General features: G+C 71.2%; 14 protein-coding genes. 4 read left to right on the top strand and 10 right to left on the bottom strand.

Annotated elements, in window-relative coordinates:
- Positions 1-194: 194 nt before the first annotated feature.
- The 9 genes from VGC13_RS15330 to egtB all read right to left on the bottom strand — a co-directional run bounded on the left by VGC13_RS15330 (position 195) and on the right by egtB (position 13,530).
- Positions 195-2,240, bottom strand: a complete 2,046-nt coding sequence (locus VGC13_RS15330; protein WP_331126139.1) for a lanthionine synthetase LanC family protein — start codon at positions 2,238-2,240, stop codon at positions 195-197.
- Between the two features lie 65 nt (positions 2,241-2,305).
- Entirely contained in the window at positions 2,306-3,325 is a 1,020-nt protein-coding gene (locus VGC13_RS15325) for a thiopeptide-type bacteriocin biosynthesis protein (protein ID WP_331126217.1), read from the bottom strand.
- A 2-nt stretch (positions 3,326-3,327) separates the two neighbouring features.
- Positions 3,328-6,561 (bottom strand): lantibiotic dehydratase, encoded by a 3,234-nt coding sequence (locus VGC13_RS15320; RefSeq protein ID WP_331126138.1) that lies wholly within the window; start codon positions 6,559-6,561, stop codon positions 3,328-3,330.
- Between the two features lie 493 nt (positions 6,562-7,054).
- Positions 7,055-7,192, bottom strand: coding sequence for a hypothetical protein (locus VGC13_RS15315; protein ID WP_331126137.1), 138 nt, complete (start codon positions 7,190-7,192; stop codon positions 7,055-7,057).
- 535 nt (positions 7,193-7,727) lie between these two features.
- On the bottom strand, positions 7,728-8,528 hold the full coding sequence (locus VGC13_RS15310; RefSeq protein ID WP_331126136.1) for a hypothetical protein: 801 nt from the start codon (positions 8,526-8,528) through the stop codon (positions 7,728-7,730).
- Between the two features lie 373 nt (positions 8,529-8,901).
- On the bottom strand, positions 8,902-10,191 hold the full coding sequence (locus tag VGC13_RS15305) for a glutamate-cysteine ligase family protein (RefSeq protein WP_331126135.1): 1,290 nt from the start codon (positions 10,189-10,191) through the stop codon (positions 8,902-8,904).
- Between the two features lie 44 nt (positions 10,192-10,235).
- On the bottom strand, positions 10,236-11,195 hold the full coding sequence (locus VGC13_RS15300) for a DUF4062 domain-containing protein (protein ID WP_331126134.1): 960 nt from the start codon (positions 11,193-11,195) through the stop codon (positions 10,236-10,238).
- Positions 11,196-11,243: 48 nt separating this feature from the next.
- Complete coding sequence (egtD, locus tag VGC13_RS15295) at positions 11,244-12,209, bottom strand: L-histidine N(alpha)-methyltransferase (protein ID WP_331126133.1); 966 nt, start codon at positions 12,207-12,209, stop codon at positions 11,244-11,246.
- The gene (egtB, locus tag VGC13_RS15290; RefSeq protein WP_331126132.1) at positions 12,202-13,530 is read right to left on the bottom strand and encodes an ergothioneine biosynthesis protein EgtB; all 1,329 of its coding nucleotides are present in this window, start codon (positions 13,528-13,530) and stop codon (positions 12,202-12,204) included. The genes egtD and egtB overlap by 8 nt, the downstream gene beginning before the upstream one ends.
- A 528-nt stretch (positions 13,531-14,058) precedes the next feature.
- Here egtB and VGC13_RS15285 point away from each other — a divergent pair.
- The 4 genes from VGC13_RS15285 to VGC13_RS15270 all read left to right on the top strand — a co-directional run bounded on the left by VGC13_RS15285 (position 14,059) and on the right by VGC13_RS15270 (position 18,152).
- Complete coding sequence (locus tag VGC13_RS15285) at positions 14,059-14,814, top strand: ATP-binding cassette domain-containing protein (RefSeq protein WP_331126131.1); 756 nt, start codon at positions 14,059-14,061, stop codon at positions 14,812-14,814.
- Positions 14,811-16,388 carry a glycine betaine ABC transporter substrate-binding protein gene (locus tag VGC13_RS15280; RefSeq protein WP_331126130.1) on the top strand — a complete coding sequence of 526 codons (1,578 nt, stop codon included), beginning with the start codon at positions 14,811-14,813 and terminating at the stop codon, positions 16,386-16,388. The genes VGC13_RS15285 and VGC13_RS15280 overlap by 4 nt, the downstream gene beginning before the upstream one ends.
- 228 nt (positions 16,389-16,616) lie before the next feature.
- Complete coding sequence (locus tag VGC13_RS15275) at positions 16,617-16,928, top strand: hypothetical protein (RefSeq protein ID WP_331126129.1); 312 nt, start codon at positions 16,617-16,619, stop codon at positions 16,926-16,928.
- A gap of 573 nt (positions 16,929-17,501) precedes the next feature.
- A complete protein-coding gene (locus VGC13_RS15270; RefSeq protein WP_331126128.1) occupies positions 17,502-18,152 on the top strand; it encodes a DedA family protein in 651 nt (216 codons plus the stop codon).
- A gap of 124 nt (positions 18,153-18,276) precedes the next feature.
- Here VGC13_RS15270 and VGC13_RS15265 read toward each other — a convergent pair whose 3' ends face one another.
- Positions 18,277-19,266 carry a hypothetical protein gene (locus tag VGC13_RS15265; RefSeq protein ID WP_331126127.1) on the bottom strand — a complete coding sequence of 330 codons (990 nt, stop codon included), beginning with the start codon at positions 19,264-19,266 and terminating at the stop codon, positions 18,277-18,279.
- Between the last annotated feature and the right edge of the window lie 86 nt (positions 19,267-19,352).

Raw genomic sequence — 19,352 nt, 5'->3', positions numbered from 1 at the left:
GACACGCCTCCGGTGCACCTGACAGACCCGCTACGCCTGACAGACCTCGTTGCACCTGACTGGACCCCATTCCGCCTGACAGGTCCCGTTGCGCCTGACGGGCTGACGGGACGAATCCGACCGACCCGTCCGTCCGTGACCCGAACGGCGCGGGGCGGGAGCCGGAACCGTCCCGGCCGCCGCCCCGGGACGGGTCAGGCGCCGGCGCCCACCAGGCCGCGCTCGAAGTCCACGAAGCCGGCGCGGTACGCCTGCGCCAGCTGCTCCGTCACGCGGTCTTCCAGCCAGCCGCGCTCGGGCGCGCCCTGCGGGCTGCTGACGGCCTCCTCGACGGTGGCGATCAGCTCCTGCAGGGTGGCGGGCTCCTGCACGGTCTGCAGGATGAGCGCGGCGAACGGGCTGAGCCGGCGCAGGGTGACGCGCCCGTTGTTGAACTGCATCAGGTAGTACGCGTCCTCCTCGGGCGGGACCGACGCCTCGTCGCCCAGGTCCAGCCAGGCGTCCCAGTCCCAGCGGGTCACCGCCAGCCGCGCCCGGGACGAAAGGCCCGCGCGCCCGTCGTGCCAGTCGAGCTCCTCCTGCGGCAGCCGGGCCAGCGAGTCCAGGTACTCCTGGGTGTAGTCCGTCACCGAGCGGGCCAGCTCGTAGCGGATGCGGTCCAGCGCGAAGGCGTCCTCGAGCCGCGCCCTGCGCTCGGCGTCCTGTACGCCGGCCACGTGGGCCGAAAGGGCCTCGTACGCGGCCCGCACGTCGGACACGCGCGGCGCGGGGCCCATGGGCGCGTACGGCACCAGCGCGTCCACGTCCTCGCCCAGCGCGGCGAACAGGCGCAGGGTGCGGCCAAAGTGCTCCTCGACCGTGCGGCGCTGCAGCGAGGCGAAGCCCTCGGCGCCGGCCCGGCCGCCCTCCGCCGCCGCGTCGTCGGGCGCGACGAGCATGATGGGCGAGGGTACGTCGGGGCGCGCCAGGCGCAGCAGGAACATGCCGATCCCCGCCTCGCCCAGCAGCAGCCCGGGGTCCTTTACGCTTCCCATGGTGCCGCAGGGCCACGGCTCGCCGCCGTTCTCGTACCGCTCGATCCCCGTGACGGCGATGGCGCGGACGGGCTCCAGAAGCCCGTCGTCGCCCAGGATGCGGGCGCCTTCCAGCAGCGTCTCGGCGTTGCCGCCGCGGCCGTGGCACAGCGAGAAGTTCATCCCCACCTCGTCGCTGATGGAGCGCTCCACCGAGGCGAACGAGGCGCGCGACTCGTCCAGGTACAGCGGGTCGCCCAGCAGCTGGTACGCCCGCAGCCGCGACAGGCCGATCCCCGGCGCGCCGTGGCACCAGGCCGACATGTAGTGCAGGGGCGGGGTGGGAAGGGTGTTGCCGGCGCGCAGCCGGTCGCGTAGCGCGTCGATGCGCCCCTCGAACTGGTACTCGCCCAGCTCGGTGTGGCGCAGGTCCGGCCAGTTGCCGTCTTCCTCGCTGTAGAAGCCGCGCTCGTAGAGGAAGGCCTGCTCGGCGGCGTAGCGGTACTCGCCGGCGCCGGTGGCGGCGTACAGCTCCAGCAGCCCGTGCCCCATTCCCGCCGCGCCGTGGGCGTAGCCGTTCAGGTTGCGGATGGCGCTGCCGCGCATGGTGGCCCAGGAAAAGCCCTCGGCCTCGCGCGCGGCGCTGGCGATGAGGTGGTCGCCCAGCCGCCGCGCGATCCCCATGGCAAGGTCGGCGTCCACGTGCCGCGCCAGCTGCAGCAGCGCGGGAATGCCGCCGCCGCCGCCCGCGATCACGTCCATGCCGTGGTCGCGCGTTTCCTTGCCCTCCAGCGGGCGCAGGATGGCCTCGGCCTCGGCGAAGAATTCGGGGTGGTTCAGCAGCTCGCCCGCGCGCGCCGCGGCGTAGGCGATGCCCACGCGGCCGCTGTGGTAGCCGAAGCTGGAGTCGTGCTGCTCGTGGCCGTCGGCCACGGCGTGGCGAATGGCGCCCAGCGCGGCGCGCGCCACCTCCTCGTCGCCGGTAACGGCGGCGAGCTCGGCCAGGAACAGGCCGATCCCCGCCGTGCCCTCGTAGATGGCGCCCGTGGCCGTGGCGGCCACGGCGCGCCGCAGCCCGGGCTCGGAGCGGTCGGGAGACATGATCTCCCAGGTGCAGGCGTCGCCCGTCCACCGGGCGTCGGCCGCGATGCGCCGGCCCAGGCGGTGGGCGGCGTCCAGAAAGGTCTCGGGGCCGGCCTGCGTGCCGGCGGTCTGGGTCTCGTTCACGGGTCGCTGCCTTCGGTGGATCGGGGGAACCGGGCCGCGGGCGGCCGGGTCGGCGGATCGGGTGCTCAGGCTTCGGGCGGTGCCTCGGGGGGCGCGGCCGGGGCGCCGGGCACGGCGCGCAGGGCCTCGGCGGGGCGGCCCAGGGCGCGGGTGACCAGGTATCCCAGGTAGCTTTCTTCCTGGATGGTGATCCCCAGCCGGTTGTTCATCATGTGCAGGTAGCTGGGCACCAGGGGCTGCCAGGCGCGCTCCCACTCCTGCGCCGGCTCGCCCATGCTGAGCACGCGTCCCTGGTCGAAGAGGGCGCGCACCTCCTCGCGGATGCCCCGCATTCCCGCCACGTACGCGTCCAGGGTGTCGCTCAGCGAGTCGCCGTCGTCCATGGCCTCCCAGATGGCGTCCACGTACTCCATCAGCGTCTCGGCCTGGGTGCTGAACCCCTGGTCGAAGGCGTCCAGCAGGGCTTCGCGGCTTCCCTCCTCGCGGGCCATGGCGCGAAGGTAGTTGGTGGAGTACATCTGCATGAACTGCGCGGCCTGCTCGCGGTCGCGCGCGAACAGGTGCACCAGCACCACCATTCCCAGCAGCCCCTTCCCCAGCCGCGACGACCGCTCCGTCCCCATCTTGCCGATGAGGGCGTACGCGGCGTCGCTGGAGATCTCGAAGGCGCGCTCCGACACCAGCAGGGCGTCGGGGCCGCCGTAGCGCTCCGTCTCGGGCTCGTACTCCACGCGCGCCACGTGCGTCACCTGCACCGCCCGCCCCTCGGGGCGGCGGACGACGCCGGGCTCGGCGGGGCGGGCGTCGATCTCGGCCGCCGGGCTGTGGGCGCGCACGTGCTCCACCAGCGCCGGCCACACTTCGCCGCCCAGCGTCCGGGGGTCGCCGTAGAAGCGCAGGCGCACGTGCGGGCCGAACTCGCTGTAGCGGATGAAGAAGTGCTGGTCGATCCACCCCTCCGCCTGGCAGCGGCGAACGAACGTCTCGGCCACGTCCATCACGATGCGGTCGCAGTCGGGGGCGTAGATCCACCCGTCGAAGAACAGGTAGACGCTCAGCCACTCGCGTCCGGAGGCGCCGTCCATGCTCACGCCCCGGCCTCCGGAAGCGCGCCCGCCATCTCGCCCGGCTCGGCCTGGGCCGACGCCGTGCCGCCGGGGAAGTACACCTGCACCACCAGCTCGGTGGCGAACGCGGTGTCGCCGTAGCGGGGGAGCTGGGCGCGGTCGGGGTAGCGCTCCTCGAACACGCCCTGGTAGCTCTTGAGCCCGGCGGCCACCTTGCCCAGCAGCCCCACCAGCAGCGGGTTGCCGAAGTCGATGAACTGGGGCTTGAAGAAGTCCTTGGACGGCTGCGTGCGCTTCTTCTTGTCTTCCAGCCCCAGGCGCGGGGCGCCGTCGGCCGCGGGCTCGTCGGCCGGGGCGCCGTCCGCGGCCGCCGCGGCGGCTTCGGCCTCCGCCTCGGGCTCGTCCGCCGCCGCTTCCACCTCGGCCTCCGCCTCGGCCACGGGGGCCTCCTCGTAGCCGGGGATCTCGGCCGGGGCCTCCACGGGCGCGGCGGCGGGCGGCTCACCCGCCCTGGCCGGGCGCGGCTCGGGGAGGGGGATCACCCGCAGGTACGACGTCTCGGGGATGCCGTTCTCGTGGCGCCAGCGGTTGGCGCGCAGGAAGAAGTCGGCGGCGCTCTCGTCCGCGCGACGCTGCGGGAACAGCGCGGAGGGGACGATCCACCGGCGCCGCGCCAGCACCACGCTGCCGCCGTAGGTGATGCGCGGACGGTACTGCACCACGGGGGCGGGCGGCGCGGGCGCCTCGGCGGCGGGCTTCTGACCCTCCACGCCGGCCTCCGCCTCACCCGCGCCTGGAGCGGGGGAGCGGAAGACCGTGTCCGCGTCCGCCGGCGGGTCGCCGTCCTGTACCGTGTCCGATGGCGGCGCCGGCTCCGCGGCCTGGACGGGCTCCGCGGCCTGCGCCGCATCGGCCTGGACCGCATCGGCGGCACCGGCCTCCGCGGCGCCGTCCGCGGGGGCCGCGGGCCGCTCCGGCGGCGCCTTGGGGACCTCGGGCGTCTCGGGGATGGGCGGCGCGTACATCACCGGCGGGGTAAAGCGCGACAGCAGCTGGTACAGCGGCGGCCGCATCCGCGGGTTCAGGAAGCCCAGGTCCACCGGGATCACCCGGCTGCCGGTGGGCGCGTGCACCAGCGCCAGCGTCTGCGGGTCTTCCGCGTCGGGCCTGACGACGATCTCGGAGCTGCGCAGCTGGTCGCCGCTGGCGCCGCTTTCGCCGGTGGGGTAGCTGATCTCCCAGCGCAGCAGGGGCGGGTGCAGGTTGGCGTTGAACTGCGCGTCGCCGCAGATCTCGGCCAGCAGCTCGCCGGTGAGCGCGGCGTTGGCGCGGCGCACGTCCTCCTGCACGTCGTCGGGGAGCATGTACAGGAAGCGCGAGAAGTACTTGCCGTACCCCGCCGTGTAGCTGGCCCCGTGCAGGATGAAGGCGGGGTCGCCGCCCTCCTGCTCCGCCGGCGCCAGCAGGGCGAACGCGCCCATGGAGCGGGGGACGCCGGAGAGCGTCTCCACCCCCTGCAGCGCCTCTTCCACGTCGGCGGGGGCGACGTCGACCGTTTCGGCGTCGCGCGCGGCGTCCCACGCCTTGCGGAAGACCTCGGTGAGCCGCAGGCGGGCGGCGGTAAGGTCCTTGATGGACTGCAGGCCGAACGGGTTGGCCACGTCGTAGGTGTCGTTGGGGTCGCGCTGGCCGCCGCCGCGCAGCTTCCCCTCCTTTTCGACGTGCGCCTTGAAGTGCTCGCGGTAGAAGTCCTCGTAGAACTTCAGCAGCGGCACCCCGTCGGCGGCGGACGGGTCGGCCCCGTAGTAGTCCTGATAGAAGTGCCGCATGCTGGCCTGCTCGGCCCGCGGCCAGGCCAGCCGCGCCGTGGCGCGCACCCACTGCTCGAAGGTGCCCACCGAGGCGCGGACGCCGGGGGTGAGGGCCACCTGCGCGGTCGCGGCGCTGGTGGCGTCCTCGTAGAACGGCATGTCCTTCCGCAGCCGCCCCTCGATCTGCATGGACTCCAGCGCGGCCTCGATCTGCGCGTGGATCTGCTCGATGATGCGCTCGCGCTCGTCCACCCCCGCGTCGGTGTACGCCTCGATGCGCTCGCGCAGGGTGGCCAACAGGGCGCTGGTCTCGCGCGCGTGGTCGTCGTCGATGCGGTCCAGCAGGGCGCGGAAGGGAAGGTCCCAGTCGGCGTCCTGCTCGCGGATGCCGGTGTGGAAGCGCAGGAACCCGATCTCGATCAGCTTGTCGAGGTACGCCTCGGCCTCTTCGGGGGTGGCGTCGATCTCGGGGTCGGACGACAGGGTCTGGATGAGCTCGCCCAGCAGCGGGGCGGCGCCCCCCTCCATGCGGCTGGCGATGAGCTGCAGCACCTCGTTGTCGCCCATCCGCTGAAAGACCTCGCGGCCCTCGATGGCGGTGAGGAACACCAGGCGCCCGCCCTCGGCGCGCAGGGTGGGGTTGCGCTCCACCTGCAGCGCGCGGCGCACGGCCGGGCGCGTCTTGAGGTGGTCGAAGAACAGCCCGTACAGGAACTTGTTGGCGCGGACGAAGCTGCGCTTGACGCGCGGGTCGCTGGTAAAGCGGGTGCCGCCCTCGGGCTCGCCGTCCAGGGTGTCGACGAAGGTGCCGGGGATGATGGCGCAGAAGGTGGCGAACGGGGTGGCCTTCATGGCCATGCGCGTGTAGTAGCGCAGCAGCCCGCGCTCCGTCTTTTCGTCACGCCCGTGCAGGTCGCCGCTGGCCGCGGCGGCGCTGTAGCGCTCCAGGTTGCCGTAAAGCGAGCGGCTGCTCACCATCAGCCCCTTGCGGAAGTCCGCGTCCGTCAGCAGCTCGCGAAAGCGCCCGCGCAGCTCCGCCGTCTCGCCGTCGTACGCCTGGCGCAGCTCGCCTTCCAGCGCGTGCACCCGCTGCACGTCGGCCGCGTAGGCGCGCACCGCTTCGGCGGCGGACGCGTCCAGGCCGGCCAGCCCCGCCTCCATCTTTTCGGCGGAGGGGACGCGCAGGTTGTACAGCTCGCGCTTCAGGGTGATCAGGCGGTTGCGGGCGGGCTTTTCCTGCGCCGCGCCGATGGCGGCGAACAGCAGCGCCGACACGTCTTCGCGCGCGGCGTGCACGCGCGCTTCCGCCTGCCGCAGCTCGGCCAGCACGGCCAGGGCGCGCGTGGCGCGCAGGTCGTCCACGGTGTCGGCCGGCGCGCCGGAGACGCGGCACACGAACCGCGAGAACAGGGCGTCGGCGCCGGGGCCGGCGGCATCGTCCATCCAGGGCTCCATCATACGGCGCGCAGGGGGTCTCGGTGTACGCCGCGGGTACACGAACCGGCGGCAAGAGAAAGCTTGTTGGCGGATGGGGGGCCGTCCCCGCCGCGGAGCCCGGGACGCTCCGCGCCAGCAGCCGCAACGCTGGAACGGCGCACCATCGGACAAGGCGGCCACTGCTTCGGATGACCGAAAGAGTTTGCGACGATAACCACGCCGCCGGACGTTCCGCAAGTACGTGAGCCGCCAACCTGCATGCGTCCGGAGAGGTGCTGAGCGGGAAGGGAGGGCGCTCCGCGCAAAGGTGCGCGTGGTGCACGATACCGCGCCCCGGGCCGGGCGGCGAGCCGCGCGTGACGAGCGGCATCCGGGGGGCGCCAGCACGTACACCGGCGGGCCGGGCGGTGTTGCACGCGAGCGCGGCAGAAAAGAATGCCGCCGCCCCCCGGTGGTGGGGGAGCGGCGGCACGGCGGGCCCTGGTGCCGCGCTGCGGGCCTAGCAGTAGCAGGTGCCGATGTTGCACCCCGACCACCACTTCGAAGACTCGAACGCCTCCGCAGTGCCCTTCCTGGCGTCCTCGGTCGCAAACTGCTCCACGGCGAGTTCTTCCACGTTGAGGCTGAGCTTCTTCATGGTGTCTCCTGATTGGGATGGAGCCCCGGGCACTCGGACCGGGGACGCCTGAGGAGATAGCGGTTTACGACACTTCGTGCAAGTCCGCACGGCTGCGCCCCCGGCGAGAGGCCCGGCACCGGCGTCAACCGGGCTGATGACCCCGACAGCCCGGCGGATGCGGCGCATCCCTGCATCGCATGATGGTCGCCACCCAGTGACATTTTATCCGCTCGGCCGGTGGCGCTCGTCGATGCGCGTGTATGCGACGACGGAAGGCCGGAGAGGAGACGACGGGAAGGCCGGAGAGGAACAGAGGGACAGCGGACGAGATCGGGGGATAAAAGTCAGCCGCGATACGGATGACCAGGCGATCAGCCGCGGACGCGCAGGTGCGTGGGACGCCGCACACCGCCGGGCCGCCGAGTCCGCGCAGGCGGACTTTGCGACCTTCCAGCGGCGAATTCATTCGCTCCCGTGGGCGAAGGCGCGTTGTCCGATCAGATCCGCGTCGGACGCCGGTTCTCTTCTGCTGACCGGTGCCACGGATCCGTCCTCACGCGGCGGCGGATGGATCCCCCTGCCGCGGCGGGGTGCCCAGCAGGTACGTCACCGGCACCGGTGCGCGGCCCTTTGCCTCGCCGATCTCCCACGTGTATCCCGGCGCGCCGAGCGAATCCGCCATCTCGCGCAGCTCCCGCGGCGAGTAGGTGCGCAGGCACGACACCAGCCCGTCGAACAGCACCAGAAGCGGGACGAGGGGGATGACGTACGTCCAGAAAAGGCGCGACCAGCGAAAGGGGTGGATGAAAGGCGTAACCAGCAGCACGATCAGCGGCGAAAACGCGGTGGCGATGATCGACGGCACGGACCGCTGCGTCGCCTCGAACACCCCGATGCCCTGCCCGCCGCGCACCGCGTCGGCCAGGATGGCGCGCGCCGCGGCTGGCGGAAAGTGATGGAACGCGGTAAAGAGCGTGCGAAATCCCGTCAGGCCCTCGGGGAGCGCGGTGGCATCCACCGGCTCGGCGTGAAAGGCCAGCCGGCCGCCGGTGCGCTCGTTCGCGCGCTCGAACGCCTCGCGGTTGGGATAGCGGTCGGTGAGCCGCACCTGCACGGGCGCGTCCGCGGAATCGAGTTGCGGCAGCAGCCCCGGCCACGGCCCCCCGCCGCCCGAGCAAAGGTCCACCACCTGCCGCGTGCCCACGCGCTCCAGCGCGCCCTGCAGCAGCGGCAGCGCGGGCGCGTACGTGTCCGTCTTTACGATCATGAACTGCAGAAAATCCGTCGCCGCGTCGCGCAGGACGGCCGGGCACCACGGCTGGTCCTCGATTTCCAGCAGGTGTAGTCGGCGCATGGGAGGGATCAGGTAGGGACGGGACCGGTTCCGGCGGGGCGGCAAAAAGGATACGGACGAGGACCGGCGTGCGCCACTTTCCGTCTCCAGGGTGCGGACGCATTGCCGCCGGGGATGGCCGCCGCCGGGTTCGCGCAGGCGGACTTTGCTATTTCCGCGGCGGATTATTGCGGATCTGATCCGGTGATCGCCGGGTTGCGGACGCGCAGGTGCTTCGGGCTCCGTAGATAGCCGGGCCGCCGAGTCCGCGAAGGCGGACTTTGCGATTTTCCAGCGGCGAATTCATTCGCTCCCGCGGGCGGTATGGTGCGTTGCCCGTTCAGATCCGCGATGGGTGTCGGTTCTCTTCTGCTGGCCGACGCCACGGATCGGTCTAATCCGCCGCTTCGATCTGGACGAGCGATGCAGCCGGTGCGGCGGCCAGCGCGTCCAGCACGTCGTCCGCGGGGGAGCGGGAGCGGCGGGTGTAGCGCGCAAAGAAGGCGTCGGCCTCGTCCAGCGCGTCTGCGTCGAAGAAGCCGGGGAGCGCGGCGGCGCCAGCCGTCGCGAGGTCCGCCAGGTCGCGCGCCACGGAGGCCATGCGCGGGTCGGAGAGGCCGTCTCGACCAGCCGCGTGCAGCAGCGCGGGGTCCGGCGCGCCCAGCAGCTCCGCCGCGGCGCGCAGGGTGGGCGGATGCTGGACGATGCCGGCCAGCAGCACCAGCGGCGCCGCGTACCACTCCGGCGCCACCGCGTCCAGCGCCCGCACCTCGGCGAAGCCCTTGGGGCGCACCTCGGGGAACAGCGTCGTCAGGTGCGCGCGCCACTCGTCGGGGCCCACGCAGCCGCGCGCGTTCCACTCCGCGAATGGCCGGGCGTCGCCCTCCTCCCCCAGCAGGATGGCGGGCGCGGCGAGGGCGAAGTCCAGGTACTCGGCGACGGGATTGTCACAGGCAAAGCAGCCGGTGCGGCCGCCGTCCAGCTCGCGCCAGATGTGCGCGCGCCAGCTGCGGTGCCCCGTGGGCTCGCCGCGGTAGACGGGGGAGTTGGCAAAGATGGCGGTGGCGTACGGCGCCATGGCGTTCAGCACGCGCCACGCGAGCAGCGGCTCCGCGCCAAGGTTCACGCTCACCTGCATGGACGCCGTCTGCCGCATCATCCGCGTGCCGCCGGTGCCGATGGATTCCAGGAACCGCGTCAGCCGCACGTACCGCGCGCCGGGAAGCTGCAGGTCCACGTCCTCGATCCCGTTGCGCGGCTCCACCCCCACCGACAGCAGCTCGATCCCCTCGCCGCGCGCCGCGTCCATCAGCGGCGGCACCGTCCCGCGCAGGCTGTGCAGCAGGGCGGACGCGGAGGGAAACGCCGCCGCGCTCAACTCGATCTGCCCGCCCGGCTCGTAGCTGATGACGCCGCCGTTCGGAAGCCCGAACTGCGGCACCCCGTACGCCGACGGCTGCTCCGTCCACCCATGCCGCGCCCCGAACCGCCGCAGCAGCGGCAGCGTCGACGGGCCGTCGATGGAGACGACCGGCACCTGCGCGCCCGTGTCGACGGAGACGGGGATCAGCTCCACCTCCGCGCCGATGCGCGGCGGCCCGGGCGCGCGCCCCACCGCGAACGCGTGCGTCCGCAGGTCCTGCAGCAGGCCGGCGCGGTCGAGCGCCCGGGAGTCAGCGCCCATGTTGTCCCACGCGCGTGTGCATGCCAAGTCTCATTGCCGCGACATCACCGATACGGGAGCGCTTTCAAACCAAGAACCTCCCGCGCCTCATTGATGTTCTGGTGCCCGATGCTTCCTTCAGGGATCCTGGTCAGCTGAATGCCCGCCATAAGTTCATTCAGGCGGTGCATGACATCTTCGACAGATGTCGCTTCCGCGACGACTTCCCGCAGAGAATCGGCCGGGACACCGTTTCTTGTCGTGAACTCAAAGAATGGAGTCGCTTGTAATCTTGCTTCGAGCTGTGCTTCTTCCAACCGCTTTGTCTCGTCCTCGACGATCGCGACCCCCTGTTGCTCCGGCGTAATGCGGACGAGCATCTCTTCGAGGTAACGTCGCAACGTCTTGTTGACCTCGGACAGTTCGCTTACCTGCGCGGCCAGAGACCGGAGCTGTTGCTGCCCCGACATCCGGTACAGCAACTCCTGAAACAGACCAGCCCATTGCTCCCGCAGCCAAGCCTCGATTTCAGCGTATCTGTCAAAGGACTGAACCGGATTGTTTCGTGGCTGGTTCAGCAGTTCATCCAGAAAGTGAAATACGTTTATCGAATCAACATGAGCATATTTTATGTTGCCGTTGTCCCGATTTCGCTGAAACGTGTGGTATTCTGCGTAAACCGCGCGCTCGATGAGGATGTATACGGGGATGTCCTTCTCCAGCGCAGCCCTGTACTCCGTGCGGGTTACGCTCTCATAGTGGTCGAAAAACTCTCGCGTTGTTTCGGTGCGGCTGCTGCTGATTTCCGAGCCGTATCTACCACCTACGATAAGGACGTACAGATCGCAGTTCTGCACTTCGCGGTAGCAGGATTCGTCCAGGGCACGGTCAGGTGCGTAAGCCACTCCTCCGGTCTCGGAAAGAACCGCATCAAACCCTAGGGAGCCAATGAACAACTCCAGCGATGAACGGACGTACCGCAGGTCGTAATACGTCGAACTCACAAATACGCGCGGTCTCGCCATGTGTTGTCCCGGTTCCGGCTTGTCAAGGAGTGCGCGACAGCATCGGCGTCAGCGCGGCGCGGCCAGGGTGATGGCGTACAGCCCGTCGTCGTCCGTCATCCACCGCTCCGTGCCCAGGCCGGCGGCGGCGAACATCGCCTCGACGCTGGCGCGGTCGTGCTTGGCGCTGATCTCGGTACGGATGCTCTCTCCCGCGGCGAAGTGGAAGACCCCCGCGCCGGGGATGGAGACCGACTGGTCGCGGGACGAGACCAGGTGCATCTCGATCCAGTGCGCCTGGCGGTTGTAGAAGGCGCGGTGCGTCCACGCGTCCACGTCGAAGTCCGCGCCGGCGATGGCGTTCAGCACGCGCAGCATGTTGCGGTTGAACTCCGCCGTGACCCCCGCCGCGTCGTCGTACGCCGCCTCCAGGCGCGCCGGGTCCTTGCGCAGGTCCACGCCCATCAGGAACCGATCGGTCTCGCCCATCCGCTCCCGCACGCGGCGAAGGAGCGCCACCGCCGGCTCCGGCGCAAAGTTGCCGATGGTGCTGCCCAGGAAGGCGTGCAGCGTGGGCCCGGGCAGCCTCTCCGGCAGCGCGAAGGGCGCCGTCATGTCGGCGACGACGGGGATGACGTCGATGGTGGGATACGCCGCGCGGATGCGCTCCGCCGTCTCGTCCAGGAACTCGGCGCTCACGTCCACCGGCACGTAGACGGCGGAGCGCGACACGGCGGCGATGGCGTCGAGCACGATGCGCGTCTTTTCGGCGCTTCCCGCGCCCAGCTCCACCAGCGCGCGCGGCGCCAGCCCGCCCACCCACTCCGGCATCCACCGCTGCAGCAGCGCCCGCTCGGTGCGCGTAAGGTAGTATTCCGGGAGCTGCGTGATCTCTTCGAACAGCCGCGAGCCGCGCTCGTCGTAAAAGAAGCGCGGCGACAGCTCCTTCTGCGGGCGCGACAGCCCCTCCGCCACGTCGCGCAGGACGGCGGGATCCACGGCGGCGGCGGGCGCGCCCTGTGCCAGGTCAGTCATCGCGGGCGATCCGGAAGCCGCTGAAGATCTGGCGGCGGATGGGGTAGTCCCAGTTGCGGAAGGTGTTGCGGATGGCGCCCGGCCGCGTGGCCCACGATCCGCCCTTGAGCACCTTGTAGTCGGGGCCAAAGAACAGCTCGCTGTACTCGGGATACGGATACGTCTGGTACCCCGGCCAGCGGGTGAAGTCGGAGGCGGTCCACTCCCACACGTCGCCGATCATCCCGTACGCGCCGATGGGCGACACGTTGCGCGGGTATGCCCCCACCTGCGCGGTGGTGAAGGCCAGCTGGTCCAGGTTCGCGTCCAGCGGCGTGGGCGCATCGTCCCCCCACGGATACGCGCGCTTGGTGCCCGTCGCGGGATCCCACGACGCGGCGGCCTCCCACTCCTGCTCGGTGGGCAGGCGCGCGCCGGCCCAGCTGCAGAAGGCCTCGGCCTCGTACCAGCAGACGTGGCACACGGGGCGGCCGGGATCCACCGGCGTCTCGGCATCCATCGACCGCGTCCACCACTCGCCGTCGCGCATCTCCCAGAACTGCGGCGCCACCAGGCCGGCCTCCTGCCGGTGCTTCCACCCCGCGGTGGACCACAGCGACTCCGTATCGTAACCGCCGTCGGCGATGAACTGCGCGTACTCGAAGCTGGTCACCGGCGCCGCGCCAATGCGGAACGGCGCCAGCTCCACCGCGTGCTGGGGACGCTCGTTGTCGTACGCGGCCGTGCGGTCGTCCGTGCCGATGAGCACCGTGCCGCCGGGAAAGCGCACCATCCCCTCCGCATCGCCCGCCAGGGGACGGCCGGCGGGGGGGACGATGGCGCGCGGCGCGCGGTAGCGGGCGCCGTCCTCGTCCTTCAGCTGCAGCGCCTGCAGGATGGTCTCGTTGTGCTGGTACTCGTGCTGTGCCACCATGCGGTAGACGTAGCCCCCCTGCAGCAGCTGGGGATGGGCGGCGCCGGTGTCGCCGTCCATCACCCGGTCCAGCACCATCCGCCGCGCGCCGGCCATGTGGTGCAGCGTGTCGGACAGGCGCGGCAGGGCCAGCTCGCCGCGCACGGAGCGGGGGTTCTCGAACGGGTTGAACATCCCCGGCATCTCGCCGAACTGCACCGGCCCCTCCAGGTTGCGCACCAGCCACAGCTCCTCGAAGTGCGCGATGTGGCCCATGTCCCACACCACGGGGCTCATCAGCCGGTTGTGCTGGTTCATCAGCTCGTCCTCGGGGACGGGGGAGATGAGCAGCAGCGTGCGTTCGCGGGCATCGGCCAGCAGCGCCGCGACTTCGCCGGGCGTGAGGAGACCGTTGTGGGGCAGGGCCATGGTGCGCTTTCGGGATCCGGGAAAAGGTGGCGCGCGCGGAAGGGCGTGATGTAAGCTATGGAAAACCGTCTCACGCCGCTACGATTCGCGAACCGTGTTACGATATCGTGGGGACGATGGAGAAGGTTTGTCAAATCTCGGGCCGTGGTGGGGGTGAAGGCCTGCAAGGGCTTGCAAGGGCGAATGAATTCGCTGCAACGACTACACGAAATCCGCCTTCACGGATTGTCCCGGTCCAGAGGTTCGGCGGGGTGAGGCGGGCGTCGCCGGAATCGATGTCCAACCTCCCCCAGCAGTTTTGGGGGAGGTGGGCGAGTAATGCGAGCCCGGAGGGGGCGCCGGCGGGCGCAGACGGATGCCCGTCGCAGCTCGGCGCCGCACGGGTGGAGCATCGATTCCATCCACGAGAATTCCGACGGTAGATTCCTCGGTTCGCGCGCAGGGTCCTGGGTTGCGGAGGGGTTCACGTGGTGCGCTCTCTCGGAATGACAGTCTTGCTCGTCGTTTTCTCCTCCTGCACATCGACGGATGCAACCTGACCCAGTGGCCGATCCCGTGCTCGCCGCCGACGGTGTGGTGAAGCGCTACGGCGGCGTGGTGGCGCTGGAAGGGGTGTCGATCCGGGCGGCGGCGGGGGAGTGCGTGGCGCTGGTGGGGGAGAGCGGGTCGGGAAAGACCACGCTGCTGCGCTGCTTCAACCGCATGACGGAGCCCGACGCGGGGCGCGTGACGGTGGAAGGCGCCGACGCGGCGGCGGCGGACGCGGTGGAATTGCGGCGGCGGATTGGGTACGTGCAGCAGGACGGCGGGCTGCTGCCGCACTGGACGGTGCTGCGCAACGCCAGCCTGGTCCCCTGGCTGCGCGGCGACGCGGACGCGCAGGCGAAGGGCGCGGCGGCGCTGGAGTGGGTGGGGTTGAGCGCGGCGGAGTTCGGCGGGCGGTGGCCGCGGGAGCTTTCGGGCGGGCAGCGGCAGCGCGTGGCCATCGCCCGGGCGCTGGCGGCGCGGCCGGGGATCGTGCTGCTGGACGAGCCCTTCGGCGCGCTGGACGCCATCACCCGCGCGGACCTGCAGGACGCGTTCGGCAGGCTGCGGCGCGAGCTGGGGATCACCGCCATCCTCGTCACGCACGACCTGCACGAGGCCGCGCTGCTGGCGGACCGCATCGCCGTGCTGCGCCGCGGCCGCATCGAGCAGGTCGCATCTCCCCAAACGCTGGTGCGCGCGCCGGAGACGGAGTACGTGGCCGGCCTCGTCGCGCGGTCGCGATTGGGGGCGGGATGATGCGCCGCATCCTTGCCCTCGCGGCGCTGCTGATCATCATCCCCACCCGCTCCTTGGAGGCGCAGGCGGGGGGTGAGCGGCCCGTGGTGGTGGCGTCGAAGCCGTTCGCGGAATCGTACCTCCTCGCGGAGATGTTCGCGCAGGTGCTGGAGGCGCGGGGGATCGCGGTGGAGCGGCGCCCCGGCCTGGGCGCCACGGAGATCGCGTTCGGCGCGCTGCGGACGGGGGCGATCGACGTGTATCCCGAGTACACGGGCACCGGGCTGCTGGCCATCCTGGGCGAGCCGCCGCGGTCCGATCCCGCCGCGGTGTTCGGCCGCGTGTCGCTCGAGTTCGGCCGGCGCTGGGGGGTGCGCTGGCTGCCGCCGCTGGGCTTCGAGAACACGTACGCCATCGCGGTACGCAAGGAGACGGCGGACCGCCATCGGTTGCGGACGCTGACAGACCTGGCGCGCGCGGCGCCGGGGCTCCGGGCGGGGTTCACGCCGGACTTCATCGGCCGCGAGGACGGGCTGGAGGGGCTGCGCGCCGCGTACGGGCTGCGGCCGGCCTCGGTGCGCCCGCTGGTGCAGGCGGTAAAGTACCGCGCGCTGGCGGAAGGGGCGGTGGACGTGATCGACGGCTACTCCACGGACGGGCTCATCAACCGCTACGGGCTGGTGGTGCTGGAGGACGACCGCGGCTTCTTTCCGCCGTACGAGGCCGCCGCCCTGGTGAGCGCGCGCCTGCAGCGCGACCGCCCCGACGCCGTCGCCGCCCTGACGGTGCTGAGCGGGCGGCTGGACGTGCGGACCATGCGCGCGCTGAACCGTCGCGTGGAGGTGGACGGCGAGCCGGTGGCGCGCGTTGCGGCGGACGCCCTGCGCGCGCTGGGGCTGGCGGGCGCGCTGGACCGGGACGACGCGCTGGACCGGGGTGACGCGGGGCCGGCGGGGCGCAGCGGGTCGCTGGCGGGCTACCTGTGGCAGCAGCGGACGGCGCTGGCGCGGCTGGCGGGGCGGCACCTGCTGCTGGTGGCGCTGTCGCTGCTGGCGGCGGCGGCCGTGGCGGTGCCGCTGGGAGTGCTGCTGGGCCGCGCCCGCGCCGGCGCGGCGGAGGGAACGGTGCGCGCGGTGGGCGTGCTGCAGACCATCCCCGGAATCGCCCTGCTGGCCTTCATGATCCCGCTGCTGGGGATCGGGATGCCGCCGGCGCTCGCGGCTCTCTTTCTGTACTCGCTGTACCCCATCGTCCGGAACACCTACACCGGCGTGCGCGACGCCAGCCCCGAGGCGGTGCAGGCCGCGCGGGCGCTGGGGATGAGCGACGTGCAGGTGCTGCGGCACGTGCGGCTGCCGCTGGCGGCGCCCGCCATCATGGCCGGCGTTCGCACGTCCGCCGTCATTGCCGTGGGCACGGCCACGCTGGCGGCGTTCATCGGCGCGGGCGGGCTGGGCGACCCCATCGTGGCGGGGCTGGCGCTCAGCGACACACGGATGATCCTTTCCGGCGCCATCCCCGCCGCCCTGCTGGCGCTGCTGGTGGATGCCGCGCTGGCCGTGGCCGAGCGGCGGGTGCGGCCGCGGGGAGTGTAGGGGCGGGAGGGCGCGGGCGGACGCACCGGGTGAAGCCCGTTGAAAACTTCTTGACTCACCTGCCCTTACCGCCTAAAATCTGGCCGCTTCTGCAGGACGCTTCCACCGCGCAAGGCGAATCGGCGTCCCGGAGTTGTCCTGGGCGGGCTCGTCGTCCAGGGTTGCACCCTGAATCGCCAGGGCTGTCATCTCGTACGTCGGTTGAGTAAGACTCGAAAGGAGATCAACATGGCTGGAGTGCAGGGGACCGTGCTTGTAGCGGGCGTCACGTACAAGTATGCCGAACTGTCGTTCGGTAAAAACCGTGGCATAATGATGAGCGCCGAACAAGGCGCCACAGGAAATGTTGCGTACCAGTTCAATCCAAACCCGCACAATGCCGACAGCAAGTGGTACAACAAGCACCAGGAGGCGTTTTACCAGCAAGCCGCCACCGCGATCGCCCAGCAGACCATTGTTAACAATGGCAACGCAACGTACCCCGCTTTCGGCACTCAAATCGATGTCCACGGCGTGGAATACGATTTGAACGAGCGCTAGACGTATTCGCGGCGGGGCGCTGGCTGTGGCCGAGCGGCGGGTGCGGCCGGGCGGCGGGCAGGGCGGCGCGGGCGCGGGGTGGGGCGCGGGTAGCACGCGGGCTGAAGCCCGCGGCTGGAAAGGCCACAAGCCCTGTCTCGGCTCGCTACGCTCGCCGAACAGGGCTTCAACGGCTCGCGTTCCGAGAGTCCACGCGGAGAGGCAAGTCGTCCGGAGGAACCAACCTGGGTCCCGCTCGCCGAGGCGGTCAGGGGTTCGGGGAACGTACGGCACCTTTCGGTCGTAGCGGTATGTGGCGTACCGGCTTGTGGTCCGTCGCACACGAGCAGGTGAAGCCCTGTTCGCGTCGCGCCTCGGCGCGAGACAGGGCTTATGGCCCTTCTAGCCGCGGGCTTTAGCCCGTGGCGGCCGGCCGCGGCGGCACCATAACGGCACCATTAACGGCACCGTAGCGGCATCGCGGCGGCCGGCAGGATGCCACGATGCCCGCTCAACACAAGCAGCCCCATACGCGTCTGGTACGAACCGCGCAGAACGGCGCGGGTTGGATGACATGACGCGAATGGGGGCGGGATGCAGGACTGGGTGGTGGACGTGGTGCGGCAGCTGGGGCCGCTGGGGGTGGCGCTGCTGATGTTCTTGGAGAACCTGTTCCCTCCGCTGCCGTCGGAGGTGATCATGCCGCTGGCGGGGTACCTGTCCGCCAGCGGCCAGGCGCCGTTCTGGGTGATGGTGGCGGCGGGGAGCGCGGGGTCGCTGGCGGGCGCGGGGGTGTGGTACGGCGTGGGCCGCGCGGTGACACACGACCGGCTGCTGCGGTGGGTGCAGGCGCACGGCACCTGGCTGGCCATGACCCCCGCCGACGTGGACCGCGCCACCGACTGGTTTGCGCGGCACGGGCGCGGCAGCGTGTTCTTTGGGCGGCTGGTGCCCGTGGTGCGCACGCTGATCTCCGTGCCCGCCGGCTTTACCCGCATGCCCGCCGCGCCCTTCCTGGCGCTCTCGGCGCTGGGAACGGTGCTGTGGACCTTCGTCCTGGCGTACGCCGGGCGGCTGCTGGGCAGCCAGTTCCGCCAGGTGGAGCAGTGGATCGGCCCAGTGAGCTCCGGCATCGTCATCCTGGCCGCGGTCGCCTACGTCTACCGCGTCGCGCGCATCTTGATGGCGCGCCGCAGCGGCCTCCCCGCGCATCGGGAGGCGGGCGAGTCGGATGCAGGGAGCTGACCACCGGGAAGGATTCCTCGGCACCACGATACCGGAATCGAGCGCCCGGGCAGACACGAAAACGGCGCGGCCCATCAAAGGAGCCGCGCCGCTTCGTCTTCATTGTCGCCGGGCGGCGGCGCAGTCACGGCGCCGCATCGGTGTTCGCGGTCATGTTCGCGAGCCCCGCGGCCCAGGCGCGGAAGCCTGGCTGGATGCGCTCCAGCCGGTCGAGCGCCGTGTCCATGCTGGGCGGGGACGCCTCGCCTTCGGGGAACGCCGCGCGTACCTCGCGTAGAAAGCCGAGGCCCTTTGCCTCGTACGCGGGCCGCACCATCTCCTGGAAGCGGGCCTGGTACCAGACGTAGTTCTGCGGCCCTACCCCGAAGTACAGGCGGTTGAAGTCCTCCAGCGACGTGTGCCGCGGCCGCACCGCGTCCACGTAGCCCCGCAGAATGCCGTCCCAGAGCCGCGCCTGCTCCGGGTGCCGCTGGCGCAGGAACGCGTACGCCACGTAGGTGGCCAGCAGCTCGTTGAGCCACCGATGCGCCGGCCGGATTCCGAACGCCCGGCTGTACGTGTGCCCCAGCTCGTGCAGCCCCACCAGGTCCACGTACCGGCGGGCGCCCTCCTCGTACGAGTGGCCGCTGGCCTCGATCAGGCGCAGCGCCGCGGGCCCGACGCCGGCGCGGATGGAGAGCGCGTCGTCGGCCGCCACGTTGTCGTCGCTGGCGGGGAGAAAGGCCACGGGAGGTGTGCCGGTGACGCCCGGAATGCCGTACGGCTGCTGCACGCCGGCCTGCGTCCACTGCTGGCGATCGAGCACCGCCAGCGAAATGGGCGCCTGAACGCCCAGCGAGTCGGCGTAGAAGCGCATGGCCTCTTCGACCACGGTCCGCAGGCGCAGCGCCTTTTCCTGGTGTCCCTCCGTGTAGTATACGGTGATCAGGTTGGTCGATGAGGGGGTGTTCAGCGCCCGCACGCGCTGCAGCACCTCCGCCGTCTCACCCCCGGCGGAGGCCGCAGTGGCCGGCGGCGCGGCGGCCGCCATGGGTGCGGGCGCCGGGTTGGTGCGCGCGCCGGTGCACCCGCCAAGCAGGACCATCAGGGAAACGAGCAGGGGCCGCGGGTCCATGAATCCTCCTGGTTGCGGGGTTGGTCAAGGCAGGCGATGCGGCCGGGACGGATATCGGCAACGAGGGCAACGCCTCCCACTCTGCG

Source organism: Longimicrobium sp. (assembly GCF_036399255.1).
In the GTDB taxonomy this organism is placed as follows: domain Bacteria; phylum Gemmatimonadota; class Gemmatimonadetes; order Longimicrobiales; family Longimicrobiaceae; genus Longimicrobium.
The sequence above is the reverse complement of the archived record's forward strand: the minus strand, read 5'-3'. Positions and strand labels throughout refer to the sequence as shown.

Excerpts from the sequence above, each read along its gene's own strand:
- VGC13_RS15325 (WP_331126217.1), bottom strand. The coding sequence starts at position 3,325 with ATGGACGGCGCCTCCGGACGCGAGTGGCTGAGCGTCTACCTGTTCTTC.
- VGC13_RS15320 (WP_331126138.1), bottom strand. The coding sequence starts at position 6,561 with ATGGACGATGCCGCCGGCCCCGGCGCCGACGCCCTGTTCTCGCGGTTC.
- VGC13_RS15315 (WP_331126137.1), bottom strand. The coding sequence starts at position 7,192 with ATGAAGAAGCTCAGCCTCAACGTGGAAGAACTCGCCGTGGAGCAGTTT.
- VGC13_RS15310 (WP_331126136.1), bottom strand. The coding sequence starts at position 8,528 with ATGCGCCGACTACACCTGCTGGAAATCGAGGACCAGCCGTGGTGCCCG.
- VGC13_RS15305 (WP_331126135.1), bottom strand. The coding sequence starts at position 10,191 with ATGGGCGCTGACTCCCGGGCGCTCGACCGCGCCGGCCTGCTGCAGGAC.
- VGC13_RS15300 (WP_331126134.1), bottom strand. The coding sequence starts at position 11,195 with ATGGCGAGACCGCGCGTATTTGTGAGTTCGACGTATTACGACCTGCGG.
- egtD (WP_331126133.1), bottom strand. The coding sequence starts at position 12,209 with ATGACTGACCTGGCACAGGGCGCGCCCGCCGCCGCCGTGGATCCCGCC.
- egtB (WP_331126132.1), bottom strand. The coding sequence starts at position 13,530 with ATGGCCCTGCCCCACAACGGTCTCCTCACGCCCGGCGAAGTCGCGGCG.
- VGC13_RS15285 (WP_331126131.1), top strand. The coding sequence starts at position 14,059 with ATGCAACCTGACCCAGTGGCCGATCCCGTGCTCGCCGCCGACGGTGTG.
- VGC13_RS15280 (WP_331126130.1), top strand. The coding sequence starts at position 14,811 with ATGATGCGCCGCATCCTTGCCCTCGCGGCGCTGCTGATCATCATCCCC.
- VGC13_RS15275 (WP_331126129.1), top strand. The coding sequence starts at position 16,617 with ATGGCTGGAGTGCAGGGGACCGTGCTTGTAGCGGGCGTCACGTACAAG.
- VGC13_RS15270 (WP_331126128.1), top strand. The coding sequence starts at position 17,502 with ATGCAGGACTGGGTGGTGGACGTGGTGCGGCAGCTGGGGCCGCTGGGG.
- VGC13_RS15265 (WP_331126127.1), bottom strand. The coding sequence starts at position 19,266 with ATGGACCCGCGGCCCCTGCTCGTTTCCCTGATGGTCCTGCTTGGCGGG.